The sequence below is a fragment of the Novosphingobium sp. AAP1 genome (assembly GCF_001295765.1).
GTDB lineage: Bacteria > Pseudomonadota > Alphaproteobacteria > Sphingomonadales > Sphingomonadaceae > Novosphingobium > Novosphingobium capsulatum.
Map to the genome: position 1 here is coordinate 179,336 of NZ_LJHO01000004.1, position 18,011 is coordinate 197,346.

At 67.1% G+C, this 18,011-nt stretch carries 18 protein-coding genes; 11 read left to right on the plus strand and 7 right to left on the minus strand.

What is annotated here, in order from left to right:
- Window positions 1-12 precede the first annotated feature (12 nt).
- Genes IP65_RS10520 through IP65_RS10535 form a run of 4 tightly spaced genes read left to right on the plus strand, consistent with a single transcriptional unit; the run spans window position 13 to window position 4,300 of the window.
- Complete coding sequence (locus IP65_RS10520) at window positions 13-1,230, plus strand: GDSL-type esterase/lipase family protein (RefSeq protein ID WP_156306523.1); 1,218 nt, start codon at window positions 13-15, stop codon at window positions 1,228-1,230.
- Window positions 1,227-2,564: a GDSL-type esterase/lipase family protein gene (locus IP65_RS10525; RefSeq protein WP_054131686.1), complete on the plus strand. Its 1,338-nt coding sequence runs from the start codon at window positions 1,227-1,229 to the stop codon at window positions 2,562-2,564. The genes IP65_RS10520 and IP65_RS10525 overlap by 4 nt, the downstream gene beginning before the upstream one ends.
- A gap of 16 nt (window positions 2,565-2,580) precedes the next feature.
- Entirely contained in the window at window positions 2,581-3,957 is a 1,377-nt protein-coding gene (locus IP65_RS10530) for an MBOAT family protein (protein WP_054131687.1), read from the plus strand.
- A 10-nt stretch (window positions 3,958-3,967) separates the two neighbouring features.
- Window positions 3,968-4,300, plus strand: a complete 333-nt coding sequence (locus tag IP65_RS10535; protein WP_054131688.1) for a hypothetical protein — start codon at window positions 3,968-3,970, stop codon at window positions 4,298-4,300.
- A gap of 88 nt (window positions 4,301-4,388) precedes the next feature.
- On the opposite strand, the gene clpA is transcribed toward IP65_RS10535, so the two are convergent.
- Both clpA and IP65_RS10545 read right to left on the minus strand, forming a co-directional pair.
- Window positions 4,389-6,746 (minus strand): ATP-dependent Clp protease ATP-binding subunit ClpA, encoded by a 2,358-nt coding sequence (gene clpA / locus IP65_RS10540; protein WP_054131689.1) that lies wholly within the window; start codon window positions 6,744-6,746, stop codon window positions 4,389-4,391.
- A gap of 266 nt (window positions 6,747-7,012) precedes the next feature.
- The gene (locus IP65_RS10545; RefSeq protein ID WP_022675244.1) at window positions 7,013-7,252 is read right to left on the minus strand and encodes a DUF1192 domain-containing protein; all 240 of its coding nucleotides are present in this window, start codon (window positions 7,250-7,252) and stop codon (window positions 7,013-7,015) included.
- Between the two features lie 100 nt (window positions 7,253-7,352).
- Between IP65_RS10545 and IP65_RS10550 the strand changes: the two genes are divergently transcribed.
- Window positions 7,353-8,354 (plus strand): NAD(P)H-quinone oxidoreductase, encoded by a 1,002-nt coding sequence (locus IP65_RS10550; protein ID WP_082350081.1) that lies wholly within the window; start codon window positions 7,353-7,355, stop codon window positions 8,352-8,354.
- Window positions 8,355-8,537: 183 nt separating this feature from the next.
- Window positions 8,538-9,248 (plus strand): DUF1013 domain-containing protein, encoded by a 711-nt coding sequence (locus IP65_RS10555; RefSeq protein ID WP_022675246.1) that lies wholly within the window; start codon window positions 8,538-8,540, stop codon window positions 9,246-9,248.
- Window positions 9,249-9,394: 146 nt separating this feature from the next.
- On the opposite strand, the gene IP65_RS10560 is transcribed toward IP65_RS10555, so the two are convergent.
- Window positions 9,395-9,826, minus strand: a complete 432-nt coding sequence (locus tag IP65_RS10560) for a CBS domain-containing protein (protein ID WP_022675247.1) — start codon at window positions 9,824-9,826, stop codon at window positions 9,395-9,397.
- Between the two features lie 113 nt (window positions 9,827-9,939).
- On the opposite strand from IP65_RS10560, the gene IP65_RS10565 reads away from it, so the two are divergent.
- The 4 genes from IP65_RS10565 (at window position 9,940) to IP65_RS10580 (ending at window position 13,004) form a co-directional block, all read left to right on the plus strand.
- Window positions 9,940-10,239 carry a hypothetical protein gene (locus IP65_RS10565; protein ID WP_028657579.1) on the plus strand — a complete coding sequence of 100 codons (300 nt, stop codon included), beginning with the start codon at window positions 9,940-9,942 and terminating at the stop codon, window positions 10,237-10,239.
- A gap of 67 nt (window positions 10,240-10,306) precedes the next feature.
- Window positions 10,307-11,437 carry a P1 family peptidase gene (locus tag IP65_RS10570; protein WP_054131691.1) on the plus strand — a complete coding sequence of 377 codons (1,131 nt, stop codon included), beginning with the start codon at window positions 10,307-10,309 and terminating at the stop codon, window positions 11,435-11,437.
- Window positions 11,434-11,622, plus strand: coding sequence for a hypothetical protein (locus tag IP65_RS21685; RefSeq protein WP_054131692.1), 189 nt, complete (start codon window positions 11,434-11,436; stop codon window positions 11,620-11,622). Before IP65_RS10570 ends, IP65_RS21685 begins: the two co-directional genes overlap by 4 nt.
- Window positions 11,619-13,004, plus strand: coding sequence for a sodium:solute symporter (locus IP65_RS10580; RefSeq protein ID WP_171794924.1), 1,386 nt, complete (start codon window positions 11,619-11,621; stop codon window positions 13,002-13,004). The genes IP65_RS21685 and IP65_RS10580 overlap by 4 nt, the downstream gene beginning before the upstream one ends.
- 87 nt (window positions 13,005-13,091) lie before the next feature.
- Here IP65_RS10580 and IP65_RS10585 read toward each other — a convergent pair whose 3' ends face one another.
- The 4 genes from IP65_RS10585 to IP65_RS10600 all read right to left on the minus strand — a co-directional run bounded on the left by IP65_RS10585 (window position 13,092) and on the right by IP65_RS10600 (window position 16,205).
- A complete protein-coding gene (locus IP65_RS10585; protein WP_054131694.1) occupies window positions 13,092-13,469 on the minus strand; it encodes a ferredoxin in 378 nt (125 codons plus the stop codon).
- The gene (locus IP65_RS10590) at window positions 13,469-14,059 is read right to left on the minus strand and encodes a DUF2497 domain-containing protein (RefSeq protein ID WP_054131695.1); all 591 of its coding nucleotides are present in this window, start codon (window positions 14,057-14,059) and stop codon (window positions 13,469-13,471) included. Before IP65_RS10590 ends, IP65_RS10585 begins: the two co-directional genes overlap by 1 nt.
- Window positions 14,060-14,133: 74 nt before the next feature.
- Window positions 14,134-15,600 carry a TolC family outer membrane protein gene (locus IP65_RS10595; protein WP_054131696.1) on the minus strand — a complete coding sequence of 489 codons (1,467 nt, stop codon included), beginning with the start codon at window positions 15,598-15,600 and terminating at the stop codon, window positions 14,134-14,136.
- 5 nt (window positions 15,601-15,605) lie between these two features.
- Window positions 15,606-16,205, minus strand: coding sequence for a protein-L-isoaspartate O-methyltransferase (locus IP65_RS10600; protein WP_054131697.1), 600 nt, complete (start codon window positions 16,203-16,205; stop codon window positions 15,606-15,608).
- Between the two features lie 167 nt (window positions 16,206-16,372).
- On the opposite strand from IP65_RS10600, the gene IP65_RS10605 reads away from it, so the two are divergent.
- On the plus strand, window positions 16,373-17,896 hold the full coding sequence (locus IP65_RS10605) for a fumarate hydratase (RefSeq protein WP_022677671.1): 1,524 nt from the start codon (window positions 16,373-16,375) through the stop codon (window positions 17,894-17,896).
- Window positions 17,897-18,011 lie beyond the last annotated feature (115 nt).

An 18,011-nucleotide genomic window follows, 5' to 3' on the forward strand; every position in this document is an offset into this window, starting at 1 on the left:
AGGACGGTTTTCTTGGGCAAGCGCAGATGGATCATGGTGCTGGACCGCGGGGCGGTCCTGTTCATCGGCATTGCCGTGGGCACCGTGCTGGGCCTCTCGTTCCGCACCGGGGGCAAGCCGTGGCAGGCGCTGCCGGGCTGGGATGCTGGCGCGCCGCTGGCCGATACCGCGCCCGCGGATGGCACGCCTGCCTCCCTTGCCGCCGCCGGGCCGGCCCTTGCCCCCAGCCTGGCCCCGGGTTGCAGCGGCACGTTTCCCAAGAGCGCGCGCGTGGCCGAAGCGCTGGCGGCGCACCGACCGCTGCACATCGGCGTGTTCGGCGATTCGTTCGGTGATGGCCTGTGGGCTGCGACCGACCAGGCGTTTCGCAAGTATCCCGATGTAAAGGTTCACCAATTCAGCCACGAAGGCACTGGCTTTACCCGCTATCGCACGCGCGATCTGTTGCAGGACGCCAAGGACCGCGTGGCTGGCCAGCCGATCGACGTGGCGCTGATCAGCATCGGGGCCAACGATACCCAGGGCCTGTTCGTCAACGGCCACGCCGCCGCCTATATGACCCCGGCCTGGCAGGAAACGATCGAAGGCCGGATGACCGCGCTGGTGCGGATGCTGCAGCAGCGCGGCGTGGCGGTGGGCTGGGTGGGCCTGCCGCGCATGCGCGATGCAACATACGATCGCGATATCCAGGCCATGAACCGCTTCTATGCCAAGGTCACCTGCCGCCTGGGCGTGCCCTTTGCCAATGCCGTGCCGGTGAGCCAGGATCGCCAGGGCCATTTTGCCCTGCGCCTGATCGATCCGGCCACCGGCAAGGACTATCTCGCCCGCGCCAACGACGGCAAGCACATGACTTTTCATGGATATGAAGTGATCAGCCGGCCGGTGGTGCAGCCGATCCTGGCCCTGCTGGCGCCGCCAGCGGCCAAGCCCACAACCCAAGCCGTAAGCAATGACACAGCGCCGGCGGCGTCCGCCAGCCATGCCCCGGCGCCCAAGCGTTCAAAGCGGCCTGCTGCCAACGCAGCAGGGCCGGATGTCCCCAGCAAGCCCACAGGGTTGCCAACAGACTTGCCCACACACAAGTCCACCGCATCACCCACAGACTTGCCCACAGCCCCGGCCAAGGCGCCGGCTGATGCCAAGCCGATCACGCCTGCGCCGACACCCTCGGCCAGCCCGTCGAAATCGAGTGCCGGCGCCTCACCAGCCAGCGGAAAACGTTCATGATCACCCGCGCGTTTGCCCGCACGCAGTTGGCCCTTGCGGCCTGGGCCACGGCGGCGCTGTTGCCGGCGGCCGCTGTTGCGCAGACCGGCGCACCGGTCGATCTCACACTGCCGGGCGCCCCGGTGCCTGCTCCGCCCGCACCGGCGATCACTGCGGCCGTGCCGGGGCAACTGTCCAATGCTGCCGCACTGGCGCCGTTTCTGGCCAAGCTGGCCACTGGTGCGCCGGGTGGGGTGCTGTCCGTCGTGCAGATCGGCGATAGCCATACCGCCGGCGACATGATCAGCCAGGGCCTGCGCGCTGCGCTGCAGGCGCGGCTGGGCAATGGCGGGCGCGGCATGATGCCGGCGGGCAAGCCCTACCAGGGCTATCTCACCTGGGGCGTCACCGCGCGGCAAACCGCCGATTGGCAGGGCAATGCCCTGTTCGGCCCGCAACGCACGGCCATGGGCGCGCTGCTGGGCTTTTCCGGTTTCACCCAGACCACCACCATGCCCGCCGCGACGATGAGCCTGACCGCCGATGGCCCGGCCACGCGCTTCACCCGCTTTACCCTGTGCGGGTTGACCGGGCCGGAAGCAGGCGCGGTGACGGTCACGTTCGATGGCGTGCCGGCCGAGCCGATCAGCTTTTCCGCGCAGGCGCCGGGCGCGATGTGCTTTGTGCGCACCTCTGCAGTGCCGGTCACCCAGGCTACCGTGGCCACGCTCGATACCCGCCCGGTCAGTCTGACGGCGTGGGAAACCCGCACCGGCACGCCCGGCGCGATCGTGGCCAACCTCGGCGTGGTGGGCGCGCGGGCGATGCATCTGGCGCGGGCAGACGATACCGTTGCCGGGGCCGAACTCGCCGCGGCCCGGCCCGATCTGGTGATCCTGGCATTCGGCACCAACGAAGGATTCGATCCGGCACTGGGCCTGGCCGAAACCGAAGCAGTGCTGCGCAGCGCGGTGGCGCGGGTCCGGCGCATGGCCGGGGCCGATGTGCCGATCCTGCTGGTCGGGCCACCCGATGCCGCCAGCAGCCGGGCGATCGTGGCCCTGCCCGCCCTGCCCGAAACCCGCGATTGCGGTGCTGGCTGGGCCGTGCCGGGGCACCTGGCGCAGATGCGCACGCTGGAAAAGCGGTTGGCCACGGCGCTGGGCCTGGGCTTTTGGGATTGGCAGGGCGCCATGGGCGGCCCGTGCACGACCATGGCCTGGGTGGCGCAAGGACTGCAGCGCGGCGATCACGTGCATTTCACGCGCGATGGCGGGCGCCTGATCGGCGGGGGCCTCGCGGCAGACCTGTTTGCTGCGGCCAGCACCCTGCCCCCGCCGCCGCGTCCCCGCTGACGACTGCGGCGCGGCCATGCTCTTTCCCACGCTTGGGTTTCACGTCTTCTTCCTGGCGGTCTTTGCGCTCAACCGCCTGATGGCCCGCGCGCGCGATTGGCGCGTGATCATGCTGCTGCTGGCGTCCTGGCTGTTCTATGGCCTGTGGGACGCGCGATTCGTGGCGCTGCTGATTGCCAGTTCGGGGTGGAACTGGCTGTTTGCGCGGATCATCGCAGCCGGGCGCGGGCCACGGCTGGCGTGGCTGTGGCTGGCGATCCTGGGCAACCTGGGCGTGCTGGGCTGGTTCAAGTATGCCGGCTTCCTGGCCGATCTGGCGGGTATGCCGCTGGCGCAGGCGATCATCCTGCCGGTCGGCATCTCGTTCTTTACCTTCCAGGGGTTGAGCTATGTGATCGATGTCTACAACGGCCGCACGCGGCCGGCGCGGCTGCTCGATCTTACCTTGCTGATGAGCTTCTTTCCCCATCTGGTGGCAGGCCCGATCGTGCGGCCCAGCCATCTTTTGCCGCAGTTGCGCCACCCCCCGCGCCTGGGCCGGCAAGAGGCGATGGCCTGCCTGATCCTGATCCTGTGGGGTACGGTCAAGAAGGCGGTCATCGCCAACGATATCTCGGTGCACCTGGTCGATCCGGTCTTTGCCGATCCGGCGGGCCATTCCAGCCTGGAATTGGTGCTCGCCGCCTATGGCTATGCGGTTCAGATCTATTGCGATTTTTCGGCCTATACGGATATGGCGATTGGCCTGGCTGGCTTGCTCGGCTTCCGTTTCCCGCGCAATTTCGATCAGCCCTACCGCGCCGTCTCGTTGCAGGATTTCTGGCGGCGCTGGCATATCAGCCTGTCGAGCTGGCTGCGTGACTACCTCTATATCGGCGCCTTTGGCGGCTCGCGCCAGGCGCTGTGGCGCACCTGCCTGGCGCTGTTCGGCACCATGGTGCTGGGTGGGCTGTGGCACGGTGCCAGCTGGAATTTCGTGATCTGGGGCGCGCTGCACGGCGGCGTGCTGGTGGCAGAGCGGTTGTGGCAGCGCGCGCGGCCCGCAACCTGGCCCACGCTGCCGGCCTGGGCTGGCACGGTGATCACCTTCCACATCGTGGCGCTGGGCTGGATATTCTTCCGCTGCAGCGAGTTTTCCGGCGCCATTGCCTTTCTGCGCGGCATGGCAGCGGGCCATGGCGGCGGCGCGCCGCTCGCCAGCGTCTGGATTCTGGCGCTCATGGCGCTGGGCATGGCCTGCCATTTCGGCCCGCGCGACGGGGTGCAGCGCTCCGCCCGGGCGCTGGCGGTCATGCCGGGCTGGGCGGTGGGGCTGATCGGCACGCTGGTGCTGCTGGTCATCGAAGGCTTGCGCGGCGGGGGCATTGCCCCGTTCATCTATTTCCAGTTCTGAAGGTGGCCTGATGGACAAGAGCAGCACGGAAGATGGCCTGCCCTGGGGCGAATCCCCCATCGATCTGGCGCAGGAACACGATGCCACGCTGCAGGACGGCTGGCGCTGGGCCTGGGGCGTGCTGATCAGCAGCAGCCTGGCACTGGTCCTGTTCAATTCTCACGCCATCGCCAACTGGGCCGATCAGCTGCCGCCCAACGACATCACCGCGCCAATCGTGATGGCGGCCGATGCCTGGCACGACAAGGCCGGCCATCTGGGCCTCAACGCCGTGGTCGATACCGTGGAGCGCTGGGCCGACGCCGCCCGGGGCGAGGCGCCGCCCGCCGCCGGGCAGGATTGAGCCAGCCAGCCAACCCCAGGCACGCATGAAAAAAGGGCGGGAAGCGCTGTGCTTCCCGCCCTTTCTGTCATTGTCGGTTTAACCCGGCTCAGGCCTCATCGGCGTTGGGCTCGCTCGCGGTGTCGCTCGCCTTGCGCTTGCTGGCCTTCTTCTTGACCAGCTTGGGCGCGGCCGGGGTCAGTTCAAAGTTCAGCGCATCATCCTTGAGGCTGACATGCACTTCCCCGCCATTGGCCAGCTTGCCGAACAGCAGCTCCTCGGCCAGCGGCTTCTTGACCTTTTCCTGGATCAGGCGGGCCATGGGCCGGGCACCATAGAGCCGGTCATAGCCGCGCTTGGCCAGCCAGGCGCGCGCGTCGCTGTCGAACTGGATGTGCACGTTCTGCTCGGCCAGCTGGAGTTCCAGCTGCAGCACGAACTTGTCGACCACGCGGCTGACAACTTCGGGCGGCAGATAGCCGAACGGCACGATGGCATCGAGGCGGTTGCGGAATTCCGGCGTGAACAGGTTCTTCACCGCTTCGTCGCCGGCGTCCTGCTTTGACACGTCGCCGAACCCGATGCCCTGCTTGGCCATGTCCGATGCGCCCGCGTTGGTGGTCATGATCAGGACCACGTTGCGGAAATCGACGGTCTTGCCGTGGTGATCGGTCAGGCGGCCATTGTCCATCACCTGCAACAGGATGTTGAACAGGTCGGGGTGCGCCTTTTCGATTTCGTCGAGCAGCAGCACGCAATGCGGCTGCTGGTCGATGGCATCGGTCAGCAGGCCACCCTGGTCGAACCCGACATAGCCCGGAGGGGCACCGATCAGGCGGCTGACCGAATGGCGTTCCATGTATTCCGACATGTCGAAGCGCTGCAGCGGAATACCCATGATCTGGGCCAGGCTGCGGGCCACTTCGGTCTTGCCCACGCCGGTGGGGCCGGAGAACAGGAACGAACCGATCGGCTTGTCGGGATCGCGCAGGCCGGCGCGGCTCAGCTTCATGGCGCTCGACAGCACTTCGATCGCCTTGTCCTGGCCGAACACCAGGCGCTTGAGGTCACGCTCCAGGTGTTCCAGCACCTTCTTGTCGTCGCTGCTGACCGACTTGGGCGGGATGCGCGCCATCGTCGCGATCACGGCCTCGATCTCGCGCGCGGTGATCGTCTTCTTGCGCTTGGACGGCGGCACCAGCATCTGCATCGCGCCCACTTCGTCGATCACGTCGATCGCCTTGTCGGGCAGCTTGCGGTCGTTGATGTAGCGCGCCGAAAGTTCCACCGCGGTCTTGATCGCCTCGGGCGTGTACTTGACCTTGTGGTGTTCCTCGAACGCGGTGCGCAGACCTTTCAGGATCTTGATGGTGTCTTCCACGCTCGGTTCGTTCACGTCGATCTTCTGGAACCGGCGCAGCAGGGCGCGGTCCTTTTCGAAGTGGTTGCGGAACTCCTTGTAGGTGGTCGAGCCGATGCAGCGGATCGTCCCGCCCGAAAGCGCGGGCTTCAACAGGTTCGATGCATCCATCGCGCCGCCGCTGGTAGCACCAGCGCCGATCACGGTGTGGATCTCGTCGATGAACAGGATCGCGTGCGGCATCTTTTCCAGTTCGGAAACGACCTGCTTGAGACGTTCCTCGAAGTCACCGCGATAGCGCGTGCCGGCCAGCAGGCTGCCCATGTCGAGCGAATAGATCACCGCCTTGGTCAGCACTTCGGGCACTTCGCCTTCGACGATCTTGCGCGCCAGGCCTTCGGCGATGGCGGTCTTGCCCACGCCCGGATCACCCACATAGAGCGGGTTGTTCTTGGACCGGCGGCAGAGGATCTGGATCGTGCGGTCCACTTCCGGGCCACGGCCGATCAGCGGATCGACCTTGCCCAGCAGCGCCTTGTCGTTGAGGTTGACGCAGAACTGGTCGAGCGCGGAATCCTTCTTGTTGCCGCCCTTGGCATCGGCCTTTTCTTCCTGCTTGGGGGTTTCTTCCTCGTTCGGCTTGGCCGAACCGGAATTGACCTGGCGGCCGCCCTTGCCGATGCCGTGGCTGATGTAGCTGACGGCATCCAGGCGGCTCATGTCCTGCTGCTGGAGGAAATAGACGGCATAGGAATCGCGTTCGGAGAACAGCGCGACCAGCACGTTGGCGCCGGTGACGGTATCCTTGCCCGAAGACTGGACATGCAGGATCGCGCGCTGGATCACGCGCTGGAACCCGGCGGTCGGCTGGGGATCGGCCTTTTCCGCGGTCTTGAGCGACTGGTATTCCTGGTCGAGGTACTGGCGTACCACGTCGCCCAGATCGCCAAGATCCACGCCGCAGGCCTGCATCACCTGCGCCGCGTCTGCATCGTCGATCAGGGCAAGCAGGAGATGTTCGAGCGTCGCGTATTCATGGCTGCGCTCCGAGGCATTGGCCAGGGCGCTGTGCAACGTCTTTTCGAGGCTCTGGGCGAAACTGGGCATAGGCTCGCTTTCTGGGGCTCACTCTTGGCCATGACGGAAGTATTCCGCCACGGGATGGTTCCCTTGCGGGAGGAAAGCATGGGGGTGGTTAACCGCCGCCGAACCAGGTTGGGCGGTCGCCACGGATGCTTCAATCGTCGATATCGTTGCCGGGCAAGCGGCCCGGCGCCGCACGAGCGGAAGCCGGCGACCGATACCCGGGCGCGTTGGAGGGGTATGAAACCCTATATGGGGATGCCGCCCGGCAAGGTGAAGGGCGGCGGCGGTCATCGTCCGGTTTCGCCGGAATTGGGCGGTGGCGCCGGGGGCCGGGCCGCGCCGAACAGTGCCTCGGCCGCTGCCCGGGTATGGCCGGCGCGATCACGATGGCGGGTGGTGCGGGCGATCTCGGCCTCCAGCAGCGCGATGCGCGCCGTCAGTTCGTCCACCGACAGCGCATCGAGCGGTTCTGCGGCCAGTTGGCTGGCCAGGTCGCCCTTGCGGCGCGGAAGGTCTTCGACGTCCATCGCAGTGCACAATGTTGGACGGCAAACGCTTGCTGTCAACCTGTCCCATGGCTAGGGGATGCGGTTGACGCAGATATGACGTCAAAACATGGGGCGGCGCATGCTGGATCTTCCGGTGACGATGACGGCAGTGGGATTTGCAGAGCACGGTGGGCCCGAGGTGCTGCGGCCTGAATCCCTGCCGGTGCCCCGTCCCGGCCCGGGCGAGGTGCTGGTCAAGGTGGCCTATGCCGGGGTCAACCGCCCCGATGTGATTCAGCGCCAGGGTCTCTATCCACCGCCACCGGGTGCTTCGCCGCTTCCCGGCCTCGAAATTTCCGGCCAGGTCGTCGCCCTGGGCGAAGGCGTGACGGCGCCGCTTCTGGGCCAGGCCGTCTGCGCGCTGGTGTCGGGCGGCGGCTATGCCCAGTATTGCCTGGCCCCGGCGGCGCAGTGCCTGCCGGTGCCCGATGGGCTGCCGCTCGATTGCGCCGCAGCCCTGCCCGAAACCCTGCTGACCGTGTGGCACAACGTGTTCGAGCGCGGCTGGGCCTGTGAGGGTGAGACGATCCTGGTCCATGGCGGCACCAGCGGCATTGGCAGCATGGCGATCATGCTCGGCAAGCTGTTCGGCCTGACGGTGATCGTGACGTGCGGCGGCGCCGACAAGTGCCGTGCCGCGCTGGAGATCGGCGCCGATCATGCAATCGACTACAAAGCCAGCGATTTTGTCGAGGCTGTGAAGGACATTACCGGCGGCAAGGGCGTCAACCTGGTGCTCGACATGGTCGCCGGCGATTATGTGGCGCGCAATCTGCAATGCCTGGCCGAGGATGGCCGCCACGTGACCATCGCCGTGCAGGGCGGGGCCAAGGCGCAGATCAACATGGCCCAGGTCATGTCCCGGCGCCTCACGCTCACCGGCTCTACCCTGCGGGCGCGTTCGGCCACGTTCAAGGCGCTGCTGACGCAGGAAATCGCCCAGACGGTGTGGCCCCTGGTCGAAGCCGGCAAGCTGCGCCCGATCATGGACCAGGCCTTTCCGATGGAGCAGGCGGCCGCTGCCCACACGCGCATGGAAGCGGGCCACCATATCGGCAAGATCGTACTCAAGATGGGGTGATTCCGGCCCCGCAACCCAGGCAAATCGGGCCTGGCGCGGATTGCTCTTGCCGTTTGGGCCGGGCTCGCTTACATCTTTGCCGGCAAGTGGCCGCTCCGTGAAGGGGCGGCCCTTATTGTTTCCGCGCCGCACAGACCTGTTATTTCACCAGCCAATCGCGCACGATAAAAAGAGGACCATGCCGTGAGCAACCAGCCCACGTATCCGCTGATGCCGCATGCCACTGCTTCGTGGCTTGTCGACAATACGGCCCTGACGTTTGAACAGATCGCCGAATTCTGCGGGCTGCATATCCTTGAAGTGCAGGCCATGGCCGACGATCTGGCCGGTGCCAAGTACACCGGGCGCAACCCGCTGCATTCGGGCGAACTGAGCCAGACCGAAATCGATCGCGGCCAGGAAAATCCCGAATACCGCCTCAAGATGCAGCGCGCGCCGCTTGCCGTCAGCCGCACCAAGGGCCCGCGCTACACCCCGGTGTCCAAGCGCCAGGACAAGCCCGACGGCATCGCCTGGATCCTGCGTCACCATCCGGAAATTTCCGACGCGCAGATCGGCAAGCTGATCGGCACCACGCGCACGACTATCGCGGCGATTCGCGATCGCAGCCACTGGAACATCGCCAACATCAATCCCAAGGATCCGGTGACCCTGGGCCTGTGCTCGCAGCGCGAGCTGGACATGCTGGTGAGCAAGGCGTCCAAGCGCGCCGGCGTTCCGGCCGAAGACGAAGGCGCGGTTACCGATCGCCTGGGTTCGGATCGCGATGCCCTGATCGAGGAACTGCGCGCACAGCGTGAAGCGCAGTCCAAGGCTGCCTCCGAAGCGGCCCAGCACGCCGAAGCCATGGCCTGGCTTGAAGCGCGCCGCGCCGAAGGCATTTCCGACAGCTGAGCACTGCCTCCCGCAAGCGGGAGGGCACTTCCCAAATCCCCCCTCCCGCTTGCGGGAGGGGCCGGGGGAGGGGATGTCACATCGCGGGACCGGGCGAACACGCCCTCCCCAAACCCCTCCCGCAGGCGGGAGGGGCTTTCTGCTGGTCAGACCGACTGGATATAGACGCGCATCGCGTCGGCTTCCGCCTCGATCCGGTCGAGCCGGTATTTCACCAGGTCGCCGATCGAGATGAAGCCCACCATGCGCCCGTCTTCCAGCACGGGCAGGTGGCGGAACCGGCGCCGCGTCATCAGCGCCAGGGCTTCCATCACCGATGTTTCCGGGCTGATGGTGACCACCGGTGCGGTCATCACCGCGCTGACCGGCAGACGCAGCGCATCCTCGCCATGGGCGGTGAGCGCGCGAATCACGTCTCTTTCTGAAAAGATGCCGGCCACGGCATTTTCGCCATCGTGCACCGGCAGGGCACCGATCTTGTGGCTGGTCAGAACCTCGATGGCGTCAGCCACCGTGTCCTGTGCGTGAATGGACCAGACTTCGCCGGAACGCCCGGCAATCAACCGCGCAATCGTCATGGGTTGGCTCCTCTTCCCCTTGGGGCAGTTGGTCCCGCCTCCACGGCAATCATGACATGTTCCGGTTGCGCGGCAAGGCCCTTCCTGTAGGCAATGGCATCGGGAGAAACACGATGGCCAACCAGTCTCCACTGGATGATCCGCACAATGCGGCGCACGCTTGGGCGCGCTATCGCTGGCTGCTGCGCTGGATGGGCCTGGCTACGCTGCTGGTCATCGTGGCGGTTGATGCCTGGCTCTACATGGGCGTGGGGCTGGTTTCGATCCATCTCTACATCGCCACCTCGCTGGGCATCGGCATGACCATGATGCTGATGGCCGCGCTCATGGGGCTGGTCTTCCTGTCGAGCGGCACGGGTCACGATGAAAGTATCGAGGACCGGCTCGATACCTCGCACTGGGACGAATCCTGAAATTCATCTTGCCGCCCGCCGGCACAGGCGGCAACTGGACGCGCCTGCCCAGACCGGAGTGCCGACCATGAACCGCCGCCAAGTGCTTGCTTCCACGGGAATGGCCGCCGGTGCCGCGCTGGGCGCCGGGGCTGGGGCAAAGGCGGCGCCGCCATCTGCTGGTGCCGCCCCGCGTCGGCCTGGCCGCACGGGCCCGCGCAACCTGATCACCGATGTGGCCGGTATCACTGTGGGCTGTGCCCAGGATGCGGCGGTGCGCACCGGCACCACGGTCATCCTGGCCGAAGGGCTGGTGACCGCCGCGATCGACGTGCGCGGCGGCGGGCCGGGCACGCGGGAAAGCGACGCGCTGGAAAGCCACAACCTGGTCCACGCCGCCAATGCCGTGGTGCTGTCGGGCGGATCGTCGTGGGGCCTGGCCGCCGCCGATGGCGTGGCGGCGCACCTGGGCGCGCGCGGCATCGGCTATGGCGGCCTGGCGCAACAGGGCGTGCCGGTGTCGCCGATCGTGCCGGCTGCCATTCTCTATGACCTGGGCAACGGCGGGGCCAAGGGCTGGGGGACCGAGCCACCCTATCGTAACTTGGGTATCGCCGCGCTGGCCGCTGCTGGCGCCGATTTCGCGCTGGGCACCAGCGGCGCCGGCTATGGCGCGATGGCTGGCGCGCTCAAGGGCGGGTTGGGTTCGGCCTCCACCCTGATGCGTGATGGCACCACGGTGGGGGCGATCGTGGCGGTCAATGCGCTGGGCGCCACGGTGGTGCCGGGTACCCGCCATTTCTGGGCTGGCGCCTTTGAAATGGGTGATGAATTCGGCGGTCTTGGCCCGATCGCCGCGCGTGTCGGGCCAGAGGAATGGGGCGGTACCAAGCTGCCCGCCCCGCGCGAGAACACCACGATCGCCTGCGTCGCCACTGACCTTGATCTGACGGCAGACGAGATGAAGCGCGTGGCGATCATGGCGCAGGATGGCCTCGCCCGCGCGATTCGCCCGGTGCACACCCCGTTTGATGGCGATGTGGTCTTTGCCCTGTGCACCGCGCGCCGCCCGGTGACCGGCCCGCGCGATCTGGCGGTGCTGGGCGTGGGCGCGGTGGCGGCCGATACCCTGGCCCGCGCCATTGCGCGCGGGGTTCATGCCGCCACGGCGCCGGCCGGCTGGGGCGTGCCCACCTGGTCTGCCCTCAAGCCGGAATGACGGCCTTGGCCCGCGCGCTGATCACCCTGGCGATTCCGGTGCTGCTGGTCTTGCTGGCGGTTCTGGCAGTGCCGGCCGATGGCCCCACCTGCCTTGGCATCGGCCTGCGCATCTGGGCGCTGTTTGCCTGTGCCCCGGCGACCAGTGCCTGGCTGTGGTGGCGCCAGCGCGCGGTGCCGGCATGATTGCCGCTTTCGTGGCGGTCATGGCGCTGTCGCTGCTGATCGCGCTGTGGGCGCGGCGCGGGGCAGGGCAGGGGCCGCGCGCCTTTTTCGTGGCGGGCGGGCAACTGGGCGCGATCCTGTTCTTTTTCCTGAGCGTGGGGGAAACCTATTCGATCGCCACGATGCTGGGCTTTCCCGGCGGGGTCTATGCCGGTGGCGAAGGCTTCGTGGTGTGGTTCTTTGGCTATATCCTGCTGGCAGCGCCGGTGCTGGCGGTGCTGGGGCCGTGGATCTGGCGTGCGGGCAACCTCTATGGCGCGGTGACGATTCCCGATTTCTTCGCGGCCCATTTCAACAGCCGCCTGCTGGAACGCGTGATCGCGCTTGGCGCAATTGCCCTGCTGGTGCCGATCGGAACGATGCAGTTCGCCGGCATCCGCCTGGTTCTGGGCGCGCTGGCGCCGGGCCTGCCGATGCCGCTGCTGCTGGCCGGCGCCGGAATGGTGGTGATGGCCTATGTGGCACTGGCGGGGCTGCGCGCGGCGGCGTTCGTTGCCGTGCTCAAGGATGCGCTGATGCTGGGCGCGATCCTGCTGGTGGGGGCATTGGCCCTGCGGCACTGGCCGGGCGCCGCCGCGCCAGTGGCGTCGGCCACGATGGCTGCGCAAGTGCCCGTCACCCTGCCCTTTGCGCTCAGCACCATTGCGGTGCAGGCGCTGGGCTTTGCCATGATCCCGCAGAACTGGGCGTTTCTGTTTGCCGCGCGCGGGCCGCAGGCGATCGTTCGCGCCCAGGCCGCCGCGCCGCTCTACATGGTGATGTTTCCCTTGCTGATGGCCGTGGCGGTGTTCGCCCGGCGCATGGACCTGCCAGTGGCCAAGCCCGATTTCGTGTTCCTGGCCGCCGCACAGCATCTGCTGCCCGGCTGGGCGCTGGGCGTGGTCATGGCGGCCGTGGTGCTGGCGGGCATGGTGATCCTGTCCAGCGTGTGCCTGGCGATTGCGCCGCTGCTCACCCGCAACGTGTTGCCCGGCCTGGACGGCCGCGCGCAGCAGCGCTGGGCGCAAGGGGTAACGGCATTGTTCATCGCGCTGTCGGCCGCCGGCGCCATGGCGCAGGTGCCGCTGCTCGCCATGCTCAATACCGTGTTCTACTTCGGCATCGTGCAGACCCTGCCGGGCTTTCTCGCGGCGCTGTGGACCGGGCGGGTAAGAGCAGGGGGCGTGCTGGCCGGCATGGCCGTGGCCGCGCTGGCGATCATTGGCATGCGGCTGGCGGGGATTTCAGCCGGCGGGATCAACCCGGGGCTGGTTGGTCTGATCCTCAACAGCGTGGTGCTGGCGCTGGTGACCCTGATGTTTCCCCGCCGCGACGGGCATAGCGTGATGGCCATGCTTCGATAGAAGCGCAGGGGCTTTGACACGCTCAGCCCGAACGGAAGCCTTTCGCAAGGCCGTTCGCCTTGAGCCTGTCGAGCCTGACGTGTCTGCTTAGGAAGCCGGTGGGTTGAGCCGGTAATCGGCCACCGGCACGCCGCCGATCACGTGCTCCTGGATGATCCGCTCCAGCACCGGCGGGGTGCAGGAATGATACCATACGCCATCGGGATAGACGACCGCGACCGGCCCTGCCGCACACACGCGCAGGCAGCCAACCTTGCTGCGCAGCACGCCCTGCTTGCCGCCCAGTTTCAGTTCGCCCAGTCGTTTTTTCAGGAAAGACCAGGCCGCATCGCTTTCCTTGGCAGAGCAGCACTTGTCCTTGTCGGAATCGGCGCAGAGGAAAATGTGGCGCTGCGGGGCAAAGCCGCCCAGCTTGGCCAGCGTGCTTTCCGCCTCGGCAATTTCCTTTTCGGCCGATTTGCCCATCAGCCGCGCTTGCCAGCGATGCGGGCGATTTCGGCCGCCACCATCTTTTCCACCATGACCGGCAGGTTGCGTTCCAGCCACTGCGCCAGCATCGGGCGCAGCATGTCGCGCACCATGCCTTCCAGCGAGGTTTCGCCCGAACGCACGATCTGCGGCTGGGCGCCGGGCTGGGCCAGCATGGCCAGCGCCGCCAGCGAATCACGCATCGATGCAGCCGCTTCCTGGGGCACCAGGGCTTCGTCCTCGTCGTCCTCGGCGCAGGTACCGGGCGCAGTGCCGGGGTCGGCCGCCGGCTTGCCATATTCGCCCATGATCTGCGCGGCCACGTCAGTCAGGTCGAGCACGTCGGCCGGACTGGCAGCACGAGTCATGCTGATTGCCGGGTTGCTGGCGGTGGTGCGCGGGGCAGCGGTACCCTCGCGCCCGGCCTGGGCCTGAAGCGCGGGGGCAATCGCGGCGGCAGCGGCCGCGGCAGACATCGGCGCACGCGGGGCCGGGGTGGCCGCCGCTTCGCCGCGCACATCGCGCGCGATCACCTTCTTGATCGATTCGAGAATTTCCTCGACCGAAGGTTCACCGGCCTGGCGCATTGTTGTCCCCCACGTTCCTGTTGCCCACGCTGTACAGATATTCGTGCCCGATCACCGGCGGCTGGCGTCGGCGGTCAGGGCAGTGGCTGATCGGGGATTGTCGCATCCTGGGCCGGGGTGTCAACCGTGGCGGTGGCACGGGCCACCGGCGCGGGATCGCTGTCCCAATCCCAGATGCGGTGGTGCACCCGCTCATAGTTGGCCACGGGATCATACAGCGTCCCGCCGTCGAGCCCGAGATCGCGCGCCTGTGCCTTGCCCATCGCCGAAAGCAGGGCAAAGCCGGCGACATATTCGTTGCGCTTGGCGGTGACCAATTGCACCTGGGCGTTGAGCAGTTCCTGCTCGGCATCGAGGATGTTGAGGATGGTGCGGTTGCCCACGGTGTTTTCCGCGCGCACGCCCTCGAGGCTGAGCGCCGCCGCATCCACCGCCGTCTGGTTGAGGCCGATCACTTCCTTGGCTGCCAGCCAGGCCGACCAGGCCGAACGCACCGTGGCGATCACCGCACGCTCGGTGCCGATTTCCTGCTCCATCGTTGCGCCCTGGGTGGCCTGCGCCTGGCGCACGCGGGCCGCTGGCGCGCCGCCCTGGAACAACGGGATCGACGCGGTCAGCCCCGCTACCATGTTGCGCGAGGCATTGGGCACGCCGGGCTGATAGCTGCTGAGATAGTTGGTGTTATTGGTCGATGCGTTGGCCGCAATGGTGGGCAGGCGGCTGGCGCCGGCCACCTTCACGTCAAACCCGGCGGCCTTGCTCGCCTCGCGCGCGGCCAGCAGGTCGGGGTTGTTGTCCAGCGCATAGTCGACCGCATCCTCGACGCCACCTGGCATGCCGGCCAGCGCCGGCGGCGCTTCCAGCGTGCCCGGCGCATGGCCGATGATCCGCACATAGGTTTCGCGGCTGGCCACCAGATTGGCTTCGGCCGAACGCAGGCTGGCGCGCGCCAAGGCCAGGCGCGAGCGCGACTGCGCCACGTCGGTACGGGTCACGTCGCCGATTTCAAAGCGGTCGCTGGTGGCCTGAAGGTTGACCTCGAGAACCTGCACGTTGTTCTTTTGCAGGCCGACGATCGCGGCATCGCGGATCACGTCCATATAGGCCGTGACAGTGCTGGTGAACACGCTCGATTCGGTGCCGCGCAGCGAGGCGCGCCCGGCTTCTACGCGCGTCTTTGCCGCACGGATGCCGTTCTTGACTGCGCCCCCATTGTACAGCGGCACCCCGGCGTTCGCGCCCAGGTTGACCACCCGATCGGGATAGCTGGTGGAGAAATACGAGCCGCCCTTGTCGACATACTCGTTGTAGCTGGCGCTGCCCGACAGCGAGGGCAGGGCCGCTGCCCGCGCGATCGGCACGTTTTCGTCGGTCGCGCGCAGCGAATCGCGCGCGGCCTGCAGATCGGGGTTGGTCTGGTAGGCGGCGGTCAGCGCGCTGCGCAGGTCATCTGCCTGGGCCGGGGCGCTGCTCGTGGCGATCGCGGCGACCAGCAAGGGGCCTGCCGCCACCGCCGCGCGCCACCGGCTCAGTCGCGACATGGGGTTCAGAAGCTCCAGCCCTTGGGGGCGGCAAATTCGGGCAGCACGGCAAAGTCTGCCTCGCCCAGGGCGCCCAGCGCAACCTGGCCGGCAGCCTTGCGGCCCAGGGCGAGGCGCGCCACGCGGCGCTCGATCAGGCCGGTAACCAGGCGGCCATCGTCGGCCACGGCGGCTTCCAGGGCAGGGGTCACCACTTCGATCGCGCCATCGACCAGAACCAGCGCGAACTGGCCCAGCGCGGCAAGATCGTCGGCCGGGCTGGCCAGCGTCACTACCAGGCCCAGCTCGCGCAGCAGCGCGGCAAGATAGGTGCCGGGCTTGCCCACCACCAGCGCGCGTTCGCCCGCCACCGGTGCGGCGGCGATCAGCATCTGCCCGTGGGTGAGCGCCGGAGCCAGCACGGTGCCATCGCCCAGCGGCACGGCGCGGTCCATATAGGCCAGGGCGCGGCGGTCTGCCGGCACGAAATCCTCGCGCGCAACGGCGGCAAAGGCGGCCAGCACGGCCGGATCGTTTACCCCGCTCACGCGCAGCTGGCTTTCGATCATGGCCTTGCGTTCGCGCACCATTCCCGTCTCGGCTGCCTCAGCTACTGCCACGCTCATCGGTATTCCTCATCAGGTTCGGGATGCGTGGGCCGCTTTCGCAGTCGCACACGCCATTGATCGCCAGCGTCTCTAGAATATTGCCCGCGCTGCGCCAAGCGTCTTGCATGCTGTCTGTCGGCGCGTAAGGGGCATTGGCAGAATGCTGTAGCAGGAGCGAAATTGCGATGGCGGAAATGGTGACGATCCGGGAAGCGGATCTGGTCGAAAGCGTGGCCGATGCGCTGCAATACATCAGCTACTTCCACCCGATGGATTACATCCGCGCGCTGGGCGATGCCTATGAGGCCGAACAGGGCCCCGCCGCCAAGGATGCCATCGCCCAGATCCTGACGAACAGCCGCATGTGCGCTGAAGGCCACCGGCCGATCTGCCAGGATACCGGCATCGTCAACGTATTCATCGAATGGGGCCAGGATTGCCGCCTGGAATCCGACAAGTCCTTGCAGGACGTGGTCGATGAAGGCGTGCGCCGCGCCTACCTGAATGCGGACAACAAGCTGCGCGCCTCGGTCCTGGCCGATCCGGCCTTCACCCGCCGCAACACGCGTGACAACACGCCCTGCGTGCTCCACGTGGAAATGGTCAAGGGCAGCAAGGTGACCGTCGATGTTGCGGCCAAGGGCGGCGGCAGCGAGAACAAGTCCAAGTTCAAGATGATGAACCCGAGCGATTCGATCGTCGACTGGGTGCTCGAAATGCTGCCGCAGATGGGCGCCGGCTGGTGCCCGCCGGGCATGCTGGGCATCGGCATCGGTGGCACGGCCGAACACTGCGTGCTCTTGGCCAAGAAGGCGCTGATGGAGCCGATCGACATGGCCCAGCTCAAGCTGCGCGGGCCCCAGACCGATATCGAGCGCCTGCGCATCGAGATTTTCGACAAGGTCAACGCGCTCGGTATCGGCGCGCAGGGGCTGGGCGGGCTTTCCACCATCCTCGACGTCAAGATCATGGATGCGCCGTGCCATGCCGCTGGCAAGCCGGTGGCGATGATCCCCAACTGCGCCGCCACGCGCCACGCGCACTTCACGCTCGATGGCAGCGGCCCAAGCTATCTCGAACGGCCCAAGCTGGATGAATGGCCGCAGGTGCACTGGGCACCCGATGCCGCGGCCAAGCGCGTCAACCTCGATACGCTGACGGCAGAAGAAGTGCAGGGCTGGAAGCAGGGTGATCGCCTGCTGCTCAACGGCAAGATGCTGACCGGCCGCGACGCCGCGCACAAGCGCATCCAGGACATGCTGGCCAAGGGCGAGCAACTGCCGGTCGATTTCAAGGGCCGCGTGATCTATTACGTCGGCCCGGTCGATCCCGTGCGCGAGGAAGTGGTTGGCCCGGCTGGCCCCACCACCGCCACGCGCATGGACAAGTTCATGGACATGATGCTCGACCAGGGCCTGCTGTCGTGCGTCGGCAAGGCCGAGCGTGGCCCGGCCGCCACCCAGTCGATCGCCGAGCACAAGTCGGCCTATCTCATGGCGGTGGGCGGCGCGGCCTACCTCGTTGCCCGCGCGATCAAGGAAGCCAAGGTCGTCGGGTTCGAAGACCTCGGCATGGAGGCGATCTACGAATTCACCGTGGAAGACATGCCGGTGACCGTGGCTGTCGATAGCGAAGGCCAGAACGTGCACCAGCTCGCCCCGCTGGTGTGGAAGAAGAAGATCGCCGACGAAGGCCTGCTGCCGGCCTGACCGCTTGCCTGGCGTTAGGCTTCGCACCACCCCCAACCCCCTCCTTCCGAAGAGGAGGGGGCTTTTTTGTGTCTGCTCCCCATCCTCTTTAGAGGAGGGGGTCGGGGGGGGGGGT

Coding starts and splice junctions, on each gene's coding strand:
- IP65_RS10565 (WP_028657579.1), top strand. CDS start 9,940: ATGGCCAACCAGTCTCCACTGGATGATCCGCACAATGCGGCGCACGCT.
- IP65_RS10605 (WP_022677671.1), top strand. CDS start 16,373: ATGGCGGAAATGGTGACGATCCGGGAAGCGGATCTGGTCGAAAGCGTG.
- IP65_RS10525 (WP_054131686.1), top strand. CDS start 1,227: ATGATCACCCGCGCGTTTGCCCGCACGCAGTTGGCCCTTGCGGCCTGG.
- IP65_RS10585 (WP_054131694.1), bottom strand. CDS start 13,469: ATGGGCAAATCGGCCGAAAAGGAAATTGCCGAGGCGGAAAGCACGCTG.
- IP65_RS10595 (WP_054131696.1), bottom strand. CDS start 15,600: ATGTCGCGACTGAGCCGGTGGCGCGCGGCGGTGGCGGCAGGCCCCTTG.
- clpA (WP_054131689.1), bottom strand. CDS start 6,746: ATGCCCAGTTTCGCCCAGAGCCTCGAAAAGACGTTGCACAGCGCCCTG.
- IP65_RS21685 (WP_054131692.1), top strand. CDS start 11,434: ATGACGGCCTTGGCCCGCGCGCTGATCACCCTGGCGATTCCGGTGCTG.
- IP65_RS10560 (WP_022675247.1), bottom strand. CDS start 9,826: ATGACGATTGCGCGGTTGATTGCCGGGCGTTCCGGCGAAGTCTGGTCC.
- IP65_RS10580 (WP_171794924.1), top strand. CDS start 11,619: ATGATTGCCGCTTTCGTGGCGGTCATGGCGCTGTCGCTGCTGATCGCG.
- IP65_RS10590 (WP_054131695.1), bottom strand. CDS start 14,059: ATGCGCCAGGCCGGTGAACCTTCGGTCGAGGAAATTCTCGAATCGATC.
- IP65_RS10570 (WP_054131691.1), top strand. CDS start 10,307: ATGAACCGCCGCCAAGTGCTTGCTTCCACGGGAATGGCCGCCGGTGCC.
- IP65_RS10600 (WP_054131697.1), bottom strand. CDS start 16,205: ATGAGCGTGGCAGTAGCTGAGGCAGCCGAGACGGGAATGGTGCGCGAA.
- IP65_RS10550 (WP_082350081.1), top strand. CDS start 7,353: ATGCTGGATCTTCCGGTGACGATGACGGCAGTGGGATTTGCAGAGCAC.
- IP65_RS10530 (WP_054131687.1), top strand. CDS start 2,581: ATGCTCTTTCCCACGCTTGGGTTTCACGTCTTCTTCCTGGCGGTCTTT.
- IP65_RS10545 (WP_022675244.1), bottom strand. CDS start 7,252: ATGGACGTCGAAGACCTTCCGCGCCGCAAGGGCGACCTGGCCAGCCAA.
- IP65_RS10535 (WP_054131688.1), top strand. CDS start 3,968: ATGGACAAGAGCAGCACGGAAGATGGCCTGCCCTGGGGCGAATCCCCC.